The sequence below is a fragment of the Bacteroides sp. 41_26 genome (assembly GCF_949740115.1).
Taxonomy (GTDB): domain Bacteria; phylum Bacteroidota; class Bacteroidia; order Bacteroidales; family Bacteroidaceae; genus Bacteroides; species Bacteroides nordii.
This window is the reverse complement of record NZ_CATJGZ010000096.1, coordinates 1-16652: the sequence shown is the minus strand read 5'-3', so window position 1 is coordinate 16652 and position 16652 is coordinate 1. Positions and strand designations below refer to the sequence as shown.

The 16652-nt window shown below is 38.9% G+C and carries 10 protein-coding genes; all 10 read right to left on the bottom strand.

All coding sequences use genetic code 11. The annotated features are described in order from the left end of the window. Positions 1–205 precede the first annotated feature (205 nt). The 10 genes from QX565_RS15035 to QX565_RS14990 all read right to left on the bottom strand — a co-directional run bounded on the left by QX565_RS15035 (position 206) and on the right by QX565_RS14990 (position 15984). The gene (locus QX565_RS15035; protein WP_122201058.1) at positions 206–628 is read right to left on the bottom strand and encodes a hypothetical protein; all 423 of its coding nucleotides are present in this window, start codon (positions 626–628) and stop codon (positions 206–208) included. Then, positions 625–1014: a hypothetical protein gene (locus QX565_RS15030; protein ID WP_002558910.1), complete on the bottom strand. Its 390-nt coding sequence runs from the start codon at positions 1012–1014 to the stop codon at positions 625–627. The genes QX565_RS15035 and QX565_RS15030 overlap by 4 nt, the downstream gene beginning before the upstream one ends. Positions 1015–1070: 56 nt before the next feature. After that, positions 1071–1802 (bottom strand): hypothetical protein, encoded by a 732-nt coding sequence (locus QX565_RS15025; protein ID WP_289293317.1) that lies wholly within the window; start codon positions 1800–1802, stop codon positions 1071–1073. 126 nt (positions 1803–1928) lie between these two features. Continuing rightward, positions 1929–2381 (bottom strand): macro domain-containing protein, encoded by a 453-nt coding sequence (locus QX565_RS15020; RefSeq protein ID WP_122201054.1) that lies wholly within the window; start codon positions 2379–2381, stop codon positions 1929–1931. A gap of 162 nt (positions 2382–2543) precedes the next feature. After that, positions 2544–3245: a hypothetical protein gene (locus tag QX565_RS15015; RefSeq protein WP_289293316.1), complete on the bottom strand. Its 702-nt coding sequence runs from the start codon at positions 3243–3245 to the stop codon at positions 2544–2546. Positions 3246–3248: 3 nt separating this feature from the next. Continuing rightward, entirely contained in the window at positions 3249–9368 is a 6120-nt protein-coding gene (locus QX565_RS15010) for an FG-GAP-like repeat-containing protein (RefSeq protein WP_289293315.1), read from the bottom strand. A 5-nt stretch (positions 9369–9373) separates the two neighbouring features. Then, a complete protein-coding gene (locus QX565_RS15005) occupies positions 9374–10555 on the bottom strand; it encodes a hypothetical protein (protein ID WP_195349734.1) in 1182 nt (393 codons plus the stop codon). Between the two features lie 43 nt (positions 10556–10598). Further along, complete coding sequence (locus QX565_RS15000; protein WP_289293314.1) at positions 10599–11045, bottom strand: T9SS type A sorting domain-containing protein; 447 nt, start codon at positions 11043–11045, stop codon at positions 10599–10601. A gap of 131 nt (positions 11046–11176) precedes the next feature. Continuing rightward, positions 11177–15058 carry a T9SS type A sorting domain-containing protein gene (locus QX565_RS14995; protein WP_289293313.1) on the bottom strand — a complete coding sequence of 1294 codons (3882 nt, stop codon included), beginning with the start codon at positions 15056–15058 and terminating at the stop codon, positions 11177–11179. Positions 15059–15069: 11 nt separating this feature from the next. Continuing rightward, entirely contained in the window at positions 15070–15984 is a 915-nt protein-coding gene (locus QX565_RS14990; RefSeq protein WP_281962478.1) for a TolB family protein, read from the bottom strand. Positions 15985–16652: the final 668 nt, after the last annotated feature.

The window sequence follows — 16652 nt, the reverse complement described above, 5'->3', positions numbered from 1 at the left end:
TTCGGACTTTTTCTTAATATGCTTTTCTATATGTTCTAATGCTTTCGCCTTTTCGTTATGTATATAATATATTATTGGAATAAGGCGGCCATCGTCACCATATCGTTTTATTTCATCGATAAGATTGCTTTCTTTAGAGGTTGTTTCAAAATATGGAAAACCATATTTAATTCTTTCATATAAACTATCTGACTATATTCACTTTTCATTTTAATAAAAAATGATCGTAGATTACTTTGTTAAGCTCATTAATCCAATCAATTAAATCCTTATCATTAAGGATGTATGAAAAACTGAAATTGCTTTGAGGGATTGATCTGTCTGCTATATATCCATTTATGTTTAAAGTGTTATTCTTTATAAATACAATATCTAATTTAATGAACTCCCCTAATGGGGAGAAACAACTCTTTCCTTTTTTTGAATGACATATATCTTTTAAAGAGTCTTTAAACAAAATAATATCTTGAATGGTTGCATTGAGTCTTGTCTTTACAGAAAAAACGGAAAGTTTCAACTTAAAATCAAAGTCAAAATGTTCTTCATCATTTTTTATGAAGTTATTCCATAGCATAGTATTATTTCCTTGGTTATCTTTAAAGATGATTTCTAATTCATTATTTTTCATATGTAGTACTTCTTGGATAATTGATCTATTAACTCTGGAAGAAAAGATTGATCAAACGTGTATGCAATCTCCATTGTTGCAGTATGCTCAGGATTGATAATGAACAATCTTACATTAATAATACCGGAAATTTCTTTGGTCAGTTTTATTTGTAGAGAGGGAGATGGCAGGATAAGTTCAATAATATTTTTATTACCGGTGTACATATTATCCAGATTATTTATAAGTGACAATAATACGGTGTCATTGATATATCCTTCACTTTTACTTGCAAAAATGGTTCTTTTTATCTCAATCTTAAAAAATATATTTTTATTTTCTCGTTTGATTTCATGCCAACTCATGACAGGAACTCTGTTAGAATCGTAAAAAATGATATCCTCCATAATTTTAATGATTAATATGAAACTTGAAAGACTTTAATATCTGATTTTCATTTTGTTTAATCGATGGGATAATTCTCTTTGGAAACTGAACTCGCATTCTCCTCATTCAATATTCTTTTGAAGTTTTCCACAAACTCTATGTAATATTTTAGTGCATTGTTTTCAACCATTATAAAGTACCCACCTTCTCCTGCTAATCTTTTAGCACTCTCATAATCTTCTTTAGTGAATCCTTTAGATATCTTTTTGATTGATTCTTCAATATATTGCAATGCACGCTCTTTTTCATTACGCATATGATATATTATTGGGATAATACGACCTTTGTAGTTGGTGGTTGAAGTTTTATCAATCTCATTGATAAGATTATCTTCATTTGATAACATTTCAAGATATGGAAAACCGTACTGGATGATAGTAGATGCCACATCTCTAATATTATCTTCTATGGCTTGTGGATCACCATTTAACTCGAAATACCAAGCATGGTAACCTTTTTGGGGCATTAAATAACCAATGTGTATACACTCCATTGGATTGTAATATATCAAATGATTCGCTTCACCAAATTTTATACCCTCATCGTTTATATTCTTATAAATGACACCAACGGAAATAGTAACAGATATTCTGTGCCTTTCTCGATGTGCAAATCCAAGTATTATCATTTGAACCACATTACCTTCTTTTACGGTACGGATGAGAAGATCTTGCTGTTTCTTTTTAAATCCGTATACAGATAACTTCTGCTGCAAAAGTTCCATGATTTGTTTTTTTAATTCTTTCATATGTTATTTATTTACTTTATTTCCAATCTGTAATCTGCTTATAGTAGTATTAGTTAATAAAAACAGTAAAATAGATTCTATGAAATATCGAAAGGTATTTCCATTGCTTTTGCACATCAGATCTCTTTATTCGCTGTAGTTTTCTACAATGATGAGCTCGATATCAGGAAAGCTTGCTGCTACTTCTTCAATAGTAGATTTTACGTCATCCCAGTTTAACCCTCCTAAGCCTGCTCCAATTTTTGGAAGGGCAATTGATTTTACATTGCTTTGAGATGCTAATATTAGCATTTTACCAATAGCTTTTTTTATAGCTACTAAATCAGCATGCGTTCTCCATGTTTTTTGAGTTCCTAAATTATAAATACGTTCATTCCCGGATCTATATTCAAATACATCTCCTAAAATGAATTGCCCATCTATACACAACTTTTTATACTGTTTGTACATATCAGGATATTTAGATCTGAATTGTAATGCAATGCCTTTTCCCATTGCTCCGGCACAATTGCAACCATGCGCATAACTATTAGTACCATCTATGGTAAATATATTACCGTTCTTTATGTATTTTATCATTGTATACTTAATTGTTTTATATACGTTTTATGATTTCTGATTTATAATAAGTGATTTGGGCGTGTAGTATTCATTATAAAACATTAAAATAGATTTATAGAATATTGAAAGGAACAATGAGAATTTAAGCTTGAGGATATTCCCATTGTTCCTTCTTTCGCTTTAATCCGCATTCTCCTCATTCAATATTCTTTTGAAGTTCTCCACAAACTCCATGTAATATTTTAAAGCGTTGTTTTCAACCATTATAAAGTACCCATCTTCTCCAGCTAATTTTTTAGCAAGTTCATAATCTTCTTTAGTGAATCCTTTAGATATCTCTTTGATTGATTTTTCAATGTATTGCAATGCACGCTCTTTTTCATTACGCATATGATATATTATTGGGATAATACGACCTTTGTAGGTGGCAGCTGAAGTTTTATCAATCTCATTGATAAGATTATCTTCATTTGATAACATTTCAAGATATGGAAATCCATATTGAATAATAGTAGATACTATGTTGTTAACGTTGTTTTCTATAGATGTTGGGTCATCATTTAACATAAAATACCAACCAAAATAATCTTTTGGAGATATTAGGTCGCCAACTTGTACACATTCCATTGGGTTATAATATTTTAAACGGTTCGCTTCGCCAAACTTTATAGCCTCATTGTTTATATTCTTATAAATGACACCAACTGAAATTGAAATAAATATTCTGTGTCTTTCTCGATGTGCAAATCCAAGTATTATCATTTGAACCACATTACCTTCTTTTACGGTACGGATGAGAAGATCTTGCTGTTTCTTCTTAAATCCGTATACAGATAACTTCTGCTGCAAAAGTTCCATGATTTGTTTTTTTAATTCTTTCATATGCTATTTAAATTTAAAATAATGTCTATAAACAACTAAATACTTACCGGTAAATGGCTGTCCAACAGTAAAATCCTTTATTTTTGCTGCATTGCCGCCTATTGGTATAAACGGTGGTGGATTTGGTACTTGCATTTTAGGTATATTAATTGCTTGATTAGGAGTAAATCTGGCTGTTGGACCATTTTTAACTTCATAAAGATAAAATATATTGTCCTTTTTACCAACAAAATCAAATCTATTTCGGACTCCATCTAATTCAATAGTAACTTCTTCTTTAAGAAGAGTTCCACCATCTGCTTTAAATTCCTCTATTGCCCATTTTACCCCCTGCTTTCCTTTTTCATAAGGGGTCATCGGTTGATTCTTGATGGGTTCGTCTAATGGTGGTAAATCAGAAAGATCATACTTGATAGCGTCCGGATGTTCGATCGTGCTATATTGGCTATTACCGGTTTTGCTAAGTGAACTGTTCTCCGGAGAGAATGGATTATACCCCTTGAGGATATCTTCTCCGGTCCAAACATTTTTCCCTTGGGAATAAGCACTCCATCCTCCAAAGATGCCCCCTGATAAAAGACCGGAAAAAGAACCGGCTGCTGCACCATTAAATGCCCCTTCCATAAAGCTGTCACCAGCCATCAGGGCGTTTCCTCCGCCTGCAACGAAACCGGAAGCAAATCCACTAAAAAATCCTACGGTAGCGCCACCTAATATTCCGGTAGTTCCTACTATTCCTGCTACGGCTGTGCCTACTGCACAACCTGCAACGCTGGAGAGGGCTCCGACGCCAAAATAACCAAGTCCGGTCAGAAAACCGCCGGATGATACTTCATCCCAGTGGGTGACTACGTTGATGGTTCCTCCGATAATGCCTGCCACAACATACCACCAAAACTCTCCATTCGGGTCGGTATATATCAGCGGGTTGTTGAGACAATACGAATACCGGTTGAAACTCATCCAGTTGTCCGGTGCCTGTACGTAGGGATCCGGAGAAAAGAATGAAGCGGTGAGTGGATCATAAACCCGTCCGTTCATGTTGATGATTCCGAACGCATCTAAATGTTCATGTCCGGTATAGCCTCTGTTAACAAGCCATGTGGTACGATTGTCATTTTCTGCCCAGTTGTCAGGGTTGCGTCTTCTTCCCCAGGGATCGTAAGCAAACTTACCATTCCTGACCACACTCGTTGGAGTGGCTAATGCCACCAGAGAACCCTGATAATCGGCATAACCATAGTACAGTGTCTCTTTGCCTTCACTGTCGATGATTAAGATAGAATTTCCGGGCAGATAATGTATCTTTTGGGTTGTATTATGGATGGGATTTATTTCTTCCTCATAATTCCCCAGATAGTAGCGGGTGTGTTGTAGAATACCATTTTGAGTATATGTTGTTTTACATCTCTGGTCGTCTACGCCATAACTGACAGTATATAGCTTGTCACCTTCTGCAAGGGTATTGATTTTCTTAAAATCCGTGTAGGTTACATTCAAATCGTCAGCCGGGAAATTTCTGGGAACTCCGCTAATGGAGGTGAGCGCGTGTGGACCTTTACCGTCTTCACCATAGTTCATGTACAAGCTGCCAAGGTCACTTTTGGATGCAATGTTTCCTGCATCATTGAATTGCAGGTTGTTTTGCTTCACCAAGGCGTCACTCTTGTATAAATCCCAATTGGTCAGACGGTTCATGCCGTCATAAGCGAATACCTCTTTTTGATTGGTCAGGCGATCAGTACGGTATTCAAGATTACCTTTGGCATTGAAGGAATAGGACATGTCTATGACGTTTTTGGCCATAATGGCAGTGGGGAATCCCCGGTCGTCATATTCGTAAGTGGTAATTTTTCCACCTTTATTTTCATGGAGTATCTGTCCTTTGGCATTTTCGTCAACGGCTTGCCAGATGTTGCGGTTATAGCGGTCTGCAACGTTTGTCAGATTACCATATTTATCATATTGATTGAGAATGTAGTAACCGGAAGGATACGTTCCTTTCTTGATTCGTCCGAAAGAGTCGTATTCAAAGGCAGTTTTGAATATTTTCTGCTGTATGTTGTCGGTTGTTCCGATAATCCTGCCGAGTTTGTCATACGTGAAGGTCTGGTTGTGCCGGCCTGCAATGGATATCGACTTGATCCGGCTCTTGACATTGGTGTCATATGTATAACCGGTGATTTCTCCGTTACGGTCTATTTGGGTCAGCAGTCCGTTGTTGTCGTAATGATGTTCGGTACGGATGCTATCCTGGTCGGCATGTATTTTTTGTACGGTAGTGATCAACTCTCCGAACCCATTATATTCCGAGCGTATTGTACCTGCATCCGGATCGATCAGTTTGGTTTGATTACCCTGACGGTCATATTGTATCGTGATGGATTGTCCTCCCTGCGGTGTTGCAGTTTTTGTCAATCCGGAGGCGTAATAGGTATATGATACCGATTTCCCGTTCGTGTTAACGCTCTCTGTCAGACCGGAAGTGTTTAATACGGTGGTTTGGGTTTCATTGGGGGATACTATGGTTGTTGACAATCCGTTGTATGCATAGGTGGTTTTACCCATCAGGGTGGTTATCGTACTTGGTCTGCCAAACGGGTCATAAATACGTGTTTCTGCCCAGGTATCCGGGGTATTGTTGAATGTTGGCTCTGAAATTCTCCAGACCCGGCCTTGGGAGTCGTATTGGGTGAAAACGGATATCAACTGGTTGTTCAAACCATAGCTTTGGGTAACAATTGCTCTTCCCAAAGAGTCGTACCAGGTCCATGTGGGCGACGAGCCCGATGTCTCTTTGTAAGTATAGTATCTGGCATTGAATTCGTTGCTTTCATTTGCCCATTGTCTGCTTTCAGTATTACGTTTTCCGTCCGGATAACAGGTCTCCTTGAGCGTACCCCAATTGTCGTATTGATAACTGGTGATGAGTCCTTGCGGATTTGTTTCCCTCTGCAGGAGTCCGGTGGTTTCATCCCAATCATAAGTGGTTACTTCATTCAGAACATTGCTCGATGAAGCGATGAAATCACCGGAAGGGGTAAATGTCCGTTGGATGGAACGGGTTACAAAAGATCCTTTTCCATCGTAAGCCGTTATGGATTTTGTTTTGTAACGTCCGTATGGATCAATATCACTATATTCCGTTGTGACTTTCTCTGTGGGGATATTGTCATTCAGAATTTCTTTTTTCAGATTCCCCTTTTCGTCATACTCGTATGTTCGTTTTTGAGAATAGATGTCACTACCCAAATATTTGTTGGTAATTACACTTTTTATTTTGTTCTGATAGGGAGAGCCGACATTGGTATATTCATAAATATTCTCTTGCCTGATATCTCCGGTGGTAATAGTCACTTTACCGGGGTTTCCTTCAATATACGAATCGTTATGTGTCGTTGTGGTTAACCCGCTCAGATGATCGGTTTTCGTTTCTTCCTCTATATAGGGGAAGTACCTCTTTCCCAGACCTTCTCTTTTGTTGGTGAATACATGGGAGGAAATGAGCTGGTTGCCGGAAGTCTCACTTTCTTGTTTCTCCACGAACACATTGTAGTATTGAGTGTCGTATCCATAGGTGGTGGTATTTTGAATATCAGATACAATATCTTTGGCGGTAACTTTTTCAAAACCCAGAAATCCTTTGCCATGCAGATGCATACGTCCGTTTTGATATTTCATTTCGGTCGTAAACATAGTAGTACCGTCACCGACAGCGTAACTCTTTACTACCTTCAATTTGTCGTTTAAACCAATGAGAGGATAGTTTTTCAGGTAGAATTGCGAGGCGAGATAGACGGATGGATCGTATGTGTATGCGTAGTCAATGGAAATTGTTTTTCCCATGCCGTCTTTTATTTTATTGACATAGAGCTCTTCACAATTCTTTCCCAAGCTGAACGAATACATGGCATTGCCATTAGTGTTGGAGAATGCATTATAAATAATTTCGTCTTTTCCATCCCCATTGAAATCGGCATTAATGTTATTATTCATTGGCTCAACACCGGATAAGAGAGTGAAGTTATTCCAATTGAATTTGAGCCCGGTAAAATATCCGATTGTCAATTTTGTTGATGCAGTGAAATAGGCAATGTCCACTCTATGATCTCCGTTGTAATCTCCGGGGTATAGTTTGGTCAAATGTTGTTTCAGTTCAGGGAGAAGTCTTTTTGCGAATTCTTTACCAGTGGATAGATGTATGGCAGTTTCATTGTCGGTTTCATCATAAGCAATCTTCTGAGTGATAAGGTCTGTTTTACCATCACCATTGAAGTCTGAAAAATAAATTCCCGTGTTATACGTAGGATAATCACCACTAAATAATAATTGGTATCTGTATTTATCGTTCACTTTATTCAGGGTGTATATCCGGAATCCGTTTCTATCCAGCACCATTATATCGGTTTTCCCATCTCCGTTAAAATCCAGCATATATTTATTATTCGGGAAGTCTGCTGTATGGGCCTTGTTGCCCCATACGATGTCCTGGCCTGCTACTAAATTGTTGATGGAAGAATCACTTAGCCTGTAAGTCTGAGAGGTGTTTTCAAAAACTAACTCCAGTTTTCTGTCGCCGTCAAAGTCACCGGCCAGTCCTACGGTAGGTTGCTCTATATACCTTCCTACTGTGAAGAATGCACCGGGCTGCTTGCCTTGGTTAATATATAATTGATGGTTATAGACGATGTTGCTATCGAAGTTCTTTTTGCGAGTGACCAATACAAAATCGGTCAGTCCGTCTCCATTGAAGTCTCCGGGTATAATAGTGTAGAAGTCATTGTAAACACTGCTTGTTTCATCCGGAAAAAGAAGAAGGCCCATGGCACGCCATTTACTGAATCCATTGGCCGAATTGTCGGCAACGTAGAATACGATTTGACTTTGTGGATCTCCACGCACGAAAGTTGCAAAGTCCATCCGTCCGTCTCCATTGAAATCTGCATACCAAAAAGGTTGTTGTTCTTTTCTGTATAAACCTTCCGGCTGGAAAACATCTGTTTTAATTGTGTTGTCTGCCGTTCCCCATTCGATGGAAGTAGCATTCATTTTTTCATAACTTCCGTTATATACTTGTACAGACGTCAGGCGGGTATTGATCGGATCCCAATTGTATCGCAGGTCATACCACCGTATTATTTTCTCTCCTTTCTTTATAACTATTTTACTCAGTACTCTGGAAATACATGTTCTGGAGCCTCCGATGTATAAGTATTGATTATCGGGCCGTTCGCCATATTGAAATTCTACAGTGTAGGAAGGTGCTTTGTTGGCGGATACATTTCCGGTATACTGGATGGAGTGTAGACGTACTTCTCCTGTCAGTTCTTCGGGAAATTTGTCATAATTGTATAAAATATAGTTCCCATTGCGGTCTGTTGCCCGTTTTAAAAGCCAGGCCAGCTTGCGATTTTGATCAAGTGCATCCATTCGGGAATCATCTGTAGAACCATATTCCAACTTTGTTCCCTCTTTGGTGATAACCTCAAAATACATTTGAGGATTTACTTTCGTTTTTATCTGGCTATAATTCTCTATCTCTGTTTTAAATTCCTTGTTGGGGTTTTCCGGAGTACCGGATAGTAAGAATAACCTCTGTCCGTCAAGTATATAGTTGTCGGTGCTGTCCAGTTTTATTTCCGATATTTCTCCGTCATGATGCAATGTACTCCCGGTACGTGTAATTGCTGATGAAGCTGATAAACTCCATCCCCAACCCAAATATCCGTTTCCTCCATTGCTGTCATAAACTAATGAGATCTTTGGCTGTACGTTATTGATTCCTTCCGGGCAGTCAATAGGAAGGGTATAAGTGGCTGCTCCTATCGGATTGACTCTGAACTCCCCGGGGATGCTGCCAACCATACCTCCCGAAGTGGGATCGATGGTATTGTCGGTTGGTGGAAACAATAATGCAGGATCTATTTGTGCATGGAAAGTATTGCCGTCGGAGGGCGTATAAGAGAAGCCGGGTAACAGGGATATATAATCTCTGGCTATGTATTCCAGGTTAGTGCCGGAATAGTTGTCCTGCAGTGTATACTCTTTTGCTTGGGCTGAAAGCGGGTTGGGCTTGCCCAGGCAGGTCATGATTAATAGTAAGAGGACCTGTATTTTTTTCATGATATTTACTTTTGAGTGTTTTCCAACTGTTGGATTTTACTGTTTTGTTGCTCGACAACGTTTTGTAGTTCGATAACATGCAAGGTTAATTCTTCTATTTTCTGAAGTAGCTTTACTTGCATTTCCACCAGGTTCATACCGTTTTCTTTTACCTCAATAGCCGATGGTATTCCCGGTAGATGTCCGTTGGCTTTGATAAATTCGCTGGTCTCTTTCAGAGAGGGCAATTGATAGTCTTTCTCAAAAACAAAGTCGGCGAATTTGTCAATACTTTCCACTTTTATTTCTGCTGCCCGGAGAACTCCCTTTATATCCATGTTTTGATTAAAGATAAACTTGGGTAAAGTTGTCGTAAAATGTATTCCTGTGTTGTTTTGGGCACCCACTTCCACTTGTCCGAATTCTGTTTTTATTTTTAAGGCACCTCCGGTCCCGTTTCCACGAATTGCGCCTCCTATATGAAGCTTTTCCGCAGGTTTGGATATGCCGATACCGACTTTTCCTCCGGGACTTGTCATCAATATGTTTGCATTGGAAGTATATGTGTTCAGGTAAAGAGTTTTATCCCCATATCCATTGGGGTTTCCTTCTATAATCAGGTATCCTTCATTACTGCCTCTGATACGGCCTCCGTTAATGGCTCCGAAGCAGGTATAGCTTGCGTAGTCTTTTCCTAATACGGCTGCAACTTTAGAGCCCAGGTATTTTTCTTGTCCATATGCCCGTAGCGTACCGGCGTTTAGTTGGACATCTCCTTCATAGACAACGGTTGAACTGTTGCTTGTAGTGATCTGTGCAAACTTTATTGTTGCTACTGTTTCTTTTTCTGTTTCCAAGCCGGGGGAAGTCATTTTTACGGTTACTTTACCATTGGTCGAGGTCACGGTTTGAGTGAATTCGCCTATAGACGGTTGACTCAATATCGGAGTTTGGTTGTTTAAGAGTATTTCTATACATGTGGTTGTTGGCATGTAGCAATTGTTAACTCTTGTGATCTGGACAGATTGGTTCTGAGGAATGTCAAAAGTCCATGTATATACATTTGAAGTGGCGTAATCCACACCGGATATATCTAATTTGCCACTTAGATGGTCTTGTCCGTACGTGATCTGAGAGGTTTGCGCAACTACTGTTTTACATAAACAGATAAGTATTGTGATAACTATGATGGCTTTTATTGTTTTCATAATATATGTTTGATTATTTGAGGGGTTATATTTTGTAAGATACCTATTGTTTTATGACCTTAAATTCTTTTCGGTTGCCTTCTATCATGATGATAAGAAGGTATATACCTTTGTCATACATCGACATGTTAATCGTATTGGTATTATTGTTGTTTTTGTCTTTGTATAATAGCTTTCCTTGTGTGTTGTAAAGCATTAATTCTGTGAGAGGATTATTGTTTGCGCTTTGAGTTGAAATTGTTAAATTTTCGTGGGTTGGGTTAGGATATATTGTTATGGAGAAAGTTTCTATGAGTTCGTTGATGCTTTCCTGACGGGATTTATCCTGACGGGTTTGATCCTGTTTGGAAGGTAGCAATATAACTTTCCGTGATAGGCGATTACCACTTTCGTCATATTCATATTTCAAAACTTGTTGTGCATAAGCCTGAAAACCGAATAGTGCAGATAGTATTGAGGTTGTGAGAATTCGTTTTATATAAGTCACCATAATTTGTAGAGTGTTTTTGAGTTTGTTTGATAAGCAAACAGGAGGCTGTTCGAAATATTTGTTCTCCCAGCCTCTTGTCAACTTGTTGCTATTAATCTATAGAAACCGTGATAACCGGTTTCGTGCTTGGTTTACTTACGAATGATTCGATTGATTGTGTTATTCACCTTGATTATGTAAATTCCACTTGCCTGTTCATAGAGGTTAATCGTTTCTTTATTCGTATTCAGATTATTCATATTCAGAACAATGCGGCCGTTCATGTCATACACCTGGATGGTATGAATGGTTTCTTCGGATTCTATATTAACTGGTCCATCGGTAGGATTTGGATAAATAGAGGTTGCAGTTGTGGCTGACTCTTCTATGCCTGTTATCACTATAGAAGTAGTTGCTTTGGCTGTTTCGTAGTTTCCGAAGACGGCTGTTACGCTGTATGAATATGTGCCGCTCACCACATTCTCATCCGTATAACTTGTCTCTGTGAGGGTGGCCAGTAGTTCTTCACCACGATATACGTTGTATTCGGGAGTGTCTACGGAACCTGCCGGAGCTTCCCATGTCAATGATACGCCTTCGGTGGTTACCATTGCTTTGAGATTGGTAACTGTTCCGATTTCGTTGGAGATTGTTTGAGAAGATGGGGCTGGTGTAATAGCTGTGTTATCTGCTTTTGGAAGAGTCCACATGCCAAGACGTTCGCCGGAGTTGGAAATCAGATATACATTACCGGCCCAGTCAAAAGCAAGGCTGTTGGAGTTAGCTCCCAGTCCGGGTTTGATTGAATGAAGCCTTTTGATGGAAGGTACTCCCTCTTCGTTATAAGTGATTCCTAATATCTTAATTTCATTGTTACATCCCATGGCAATGCGGGTTCCGTCGAGGCTGATGGCCATACCGCCGTTCCGGGAATTTTCTATGACAGTAGGATCTACCTTACCTGATACAAAGTCTATTGTGGTACCATTGTAGTGGATTAACGAAGGAACATTGGCTTCGTCTGCTGCCCGGTATTGGGAAATCCACCATCCACCACGTCCGTCCGGTAGGATTGTAGAGTTCATATTCAGTTGATATCCGCCTGTGGCCGCATTGTTGAAGGCAACGCTTGGAGCTTCTGTCCAGTTTGTCGCTGTTCCAATGTTGTACTGCAGAATGTTTCCGGCTTTGCCATCTACTTTATAATCTTCGTCGAATGTATACAGTATTGTATTTTCACCTGTGCCAGTTACATAACAAGAGGAAGAAGAACCGTGTACTGCTTCATTGGAAGAGTTACTGGCAAGGCCATTGGCATCTCTGGTCAGTCCATCGAATAGGCTGACGAAATTATCAGCTGGTTTGGCAGGATCCATTATGTAGATGCCGGAATGGGCATCGCTGAAATCACACATGAACACTCTGCTGTCCGGTGCTACTGCTAAACGGAATGGACTGTTGCTGGTACTCCACTCAATACCGCCGTCGTAAGCTTTATTGGCCTGACCGGTAATGTCTTTGAATTGTGGATCCATGATGTAAATACCTTGTCCTGTGGTACGATTGCCGGAAGTGCCCGGTTTGCTGCTTGCTACATATATGCGTCCAAAGTAGGGGCTTTCAGGGTTATTGTCTATGGCAACTCCGTAGGCGTTGTAAAATTTCAGTGTCTCTTCGTCTCCGGTCATTTTTATCGGGCGGGCCACACTTTTAGCTGTTGCTTTCACTTGCCAATGTATATCCTTACCCAAAGGTATTTCTGTTTTTGCTATTGAAACCTGGTTGTTTCCTTTAGATAAAGCACCTGCACTGTATGATTTCAAAACCTTATCTCCACTGGTGAATTCAATGGCTACTTCGGTGGCATCTTCATTGAGCAGGAAGCTGAACTTATACTGCTGTTCTGTGCTTTCCATCTTTAGTGCAGAGGCATAAATATTTGCAGTAGCATCTGTTGTAACTGTTTGGAATTGGGTTATTCCCGTGTTTTGGGTATGCAGGTATAGATTCATGTCGTATCCGTTTACTGTACCCGTTGCCATCATGTAAGGTTCGGTACTTTCACTTGAATTACTACCGGTTAGTACTTCGGATATTTTGATTGCTTTATCCAAGCCTTCTGTTATGTCGAATAAAATGGCACATGGATGGGTTAAATCGTTATCGCAGTTGGGAGATATCATAAATGAATGTTGTGCGTAACGGAAGAAGTTAGCACCTTTGGCTTGTGGTGATAGTAATTTTTCATTTACTGCTCCATGGCTGATTAGCGGGTTACGATCTGCAATTGTCCAGTCGAAACCAAATTCAGTAGGTAATAATACTTCGCTGTCTACAATGAAGCGATCGGTGCCGAGAGGAGAGGGGGTAAATGTAATCGCTTCTCCCCAAAGTGCCTCGGTATAGCTACCATCCATCATGTATTTATAACCAATGATGTTAGGGGTTTCTTCGTCAATCAGATATCCTACAATTCGGATTTGTCTGGAACTTCCGGTAGTAACTGCCGGAGTGTAAATTTTACATTTCCAGCGTGGACCACTGATGGCAAATGTCTCTCCGATAGTAGATCCTGAAAAATTCCCCTGTTGAGTTGTTTCAAAGAATAATTTTGGCTCTGATTCGTCATCATCCCAAGTATATACTTTGAATTTCTGATCATCGGCTGGTAGTTTTACAATATTCTTATTACAAGCCATTAAGTAGCCATCAGCAGAGAATGCGATGTCGCTTATTGGCAGGATGCCACTTTCGATACCAGTGAGTTTTAATTCACTAATTAATTCACCTGTTGCTGGATTTCCTACATAAATTTGTGGCTCTGTTGTTAGAACGTATAGCTTATTGTTGTGTAAAATGCTTTTGCGGATATTCTTATCTTTAAGCCATTCGAATGTACTTGTAGCGGTTTCCTGGGTTTGATAAAATGGCATTGCTATAGCACCTGCTTCCTGGTTGGGGTCCGGATAATCCGCAGGAATCTCTTTTTCTATGATTACTGTTTTGTTTTCAATTTGTGTGATTAGGGAAGTTGTCTCGCCAGCTTTTACTTCTGCGTCTATTTCGGCAGTTTCATAGTTTTCTGCTGTTATTTTGATTTTGTATTTCCCAGGTTCCAAATTAAAGAAAGCATAGAATCCATTATAGCATTCATCGGTTTGATAAGAACCTATGCTGTTGCCTTTATTATCGAATAACTCTACCTGAGCTTTGTTTATGGGCAACCATTGGTCGTTTGTTCCGGCCTTATAGAGATATAGAGGATTGTTAATACGTTCGTTGGAACTTTTTATGAGTCCGGCCAAAATACCTTTAGAATCTTGTTCTGCTTCGAAATAGTCACAAAAATAGCGAAAGAAACGTGCTGATTCCAATTTACGGTAATCTTCATTAAGTAAACGATGAGTTTCGGGCAAATAGTCATGGAATTCACCTTCGGAAAGGAAGCCTGGTACTGTGTTGTTTTTTAAAACTCCCAGATGATAACCATAAAATGAAAAGTCGCCACGAACATTCATATTGGTAGCACTATAGTAGGTCCAATTGGTTAGTGGGTTGTCGTACATTCTGGACCAGCATGATTGTGCCATTGGTTTACTAAGTGCGGGGGCTGGTTCATCGTCTGTTCCGCGATATAGCAGTAAAAGATAATTGGTACCTTGATTTACGCCAACAGCGTTGCTATGGATAGATAAGAAAGCGTCCATATCATTTGCTGATGCCTCTTCTGCTATTTCAGTCAGGTTACGGTCGTCTTCGTCCCTGTTCTCGGTTCTTGACATCATAACGGTTGCTCCATGGGCTTCGAGCATATCGCGTAGAGCTAATCCTTTCGTTAGATTACTGGAAGATTCCCAGAAGCCTTTTGGATCATTGGCTCCATAAGGAATAGTGACAACATTCCGGTCGTTGGCTGCATCAAAACCTCCATGACCTGGATTGATATAGATTCTTACACCTGTAAGATCTTTTGCGTTGAGCCCTGCGCACAGTAGGCATAGGCCGACTATGATTATGTATTTCAGTGTTTTCATAATTAAAATCTCTATTTAATGGTAATTTGCATGAGGTAAATGTCACCGTTGTCTGTATTGAAAACGATGGATGAGTTATCAGCAGAAACGGCCGGATACATTGCGATAATAGAAGGGTCACTAAGTGTTTTGTGTTTTTGTCCGTCTACGGATGCAACCTCAATGGTTGAAGATAGTATACGTTCTCCGTTGTCATTATCGTTCATACCTACAATCCATTCATTACCTAACCATACAGGTGCATTTAGGTTAGCTATACGTATTGGATTGGAACCGTCTATATTGGATATGAATGTGCCTTTTCCGGCTACTTTATACAGTATTTTTTTCCCATCCGGAGATATGGAAGGCCAAAGATAACTGTAGTTTTTACCATTGGGAGAGAGTTCTGTGCGTTCTCCGTTATGATACAATATTAATTGGCGGTTCTCGATGTTGACTACGTCCGGAGTTGTTTTTATCTTTTCTCCGTATACTCTTTTGGATGACAACCGATTGCCTTTGACATATAGAATATTTCCATCGACGGCTTTATGTAGCTGGAAGTTACGTGTTGACGACATTAACTGACTTTCTTTTTTATTTGTCAGGTCTATCTTCTTTAGAGCTGTTTCTCTCATATTCCTTTTATTCAGTGATTGTTCACGATAGAAAATATTATTTCCATCGGCACTGATCTGAACATTATATCCGGCATTGGGTGCTTTAGTTACTACGGTTACTTTGCCGTTTTTTAGGTCGTACTTTTTAAGCCCGGAATAATTATCGGAGGTAAATAGTAAGTATTCACCTGTAGGGCTGAACTTGGGATGGTAAGCTTTGCCGACATCTGTACCTGGTAATTGTTTTACAGATACAACATTCACTTCTTGTGAATAAGTTTGCTGACATAAGTAAAGTAGCAAAAGCAGAAAAAACTTTCTCATGATTTTAAAAAATTAAAGGTTAATAATGGTGTTCTATATATTATATATTGAGCTTAGTACTTTTCTTAAAATAGGGTACTGAAAAGAAGTATTTCCGTCTATCGGAAGAACTGTTTCTGCTACTTATGCTTATTTTATTCCCTCAAATATTCATTAATTTATTTTTAGAAACAAATATTTAGGAATTAAATTAACTTATTTTGTTTTATGATTATTAATATTAAACATTCGGAATTGTGGCTTTTGAGGGGAGAAGTATTTTCTGGTTGGATTTTTATGAATTGTTTTGGCTGTGTATCGCTTTATTGGATTGTCGGGGAGGTGTAAATGGAGGGGCGATGTGGTAATCTGTTGCTTTTTAGTTCTTTGTGTGTTGTTAGTTTTCTTTTGTTGGTTTGAGATTGTTTGTATGGTTTATTGTAAGTTACCGTTTCTGTAATTATTGTATTTAAAAGGCTTTTTTGTTTTTTGTTGTTAAGCTTAAAACATTGTGTTTAAATATACTACTACTTACGGATTGTGGAAAATTTGGAAGCTCTGTGAAATTAGGTGGAGTTTTTATTTATACCAAGTTCTATCAGAACTATATGATATATGCTTTGCAGTATTTCATTGCATGAGCATAAATGTACTTTCGTGATTCTCGCGGATTTAGTTTGGCGCTAAAG

Coding starts and splice junctions, on each gene's coding strand:
- QX565_RS15035 (WP_122201058.1), bottom strand. CDS start 628: ATGAAAAATAATGAATTAGAAATCATCTTTAAAGATAACCAAGGAAAT.
- QX565_RS15030 (WP_002558910.1), bottom strand. CDS start 1,014: ATGGAGGATATCATTTTTTACGATTCTAACAGAGTTCCTGTCATGAGT.
- QX565_RS15025 (WP_289293317.1), bottom strand. CDS start 1,802: ATGAAAGAATTAAAAAAACAAATCATGGAACTTTTGCAGCAGAAGTTA.
- QX565_RS15020 (WP_122201054.1), bottom strand. CDS start 2,381: ATGATAAAATACATAAAGAACGGTAATATATTTACCATAGATGGTACT.
- QX565_RS15015 (WP_289293316.1), bottom strand. CDS start 3,245: ATGAAAGAATTAAAAAAACAAATCATGGAACTTTTGCAGCAGAAGTTA.
- QX565_RS15010 (WP_289293315.1), bottom strand. CDS start 9,368: ATGAAAAAAATACAGGTCCTCTTACTATTAATCATGACCTGCCTGGGC.
- QX565_RS15005 (WP_195349734.1), bottom strand. CDS start 10,555: ATGAAAACAATAAAAGCCATCATAGTTATCACAATACTTATCTGTTTA.
- QX565_RS15000 (WP_289293314.1), bottom strand. CDS start 11,045: ATGGTGACTTATATAAAACGAATTCTCACAACCTCAATACTATCTGCA.
- QX565_RS14995 (WP_289293313.1), bottom strand. CDS start 15,058: ATGAAAACACTGAAATACATAATCATAGTCGGCCTATGCCTACTGTGC.
- QX565_RS14990 (WP_281962478.1), bottom strand. CDS start 15,984: ATGAGAAAGTTTTTTCTGCTTTTGCTACTTTACTTATGTCAGCAAACT.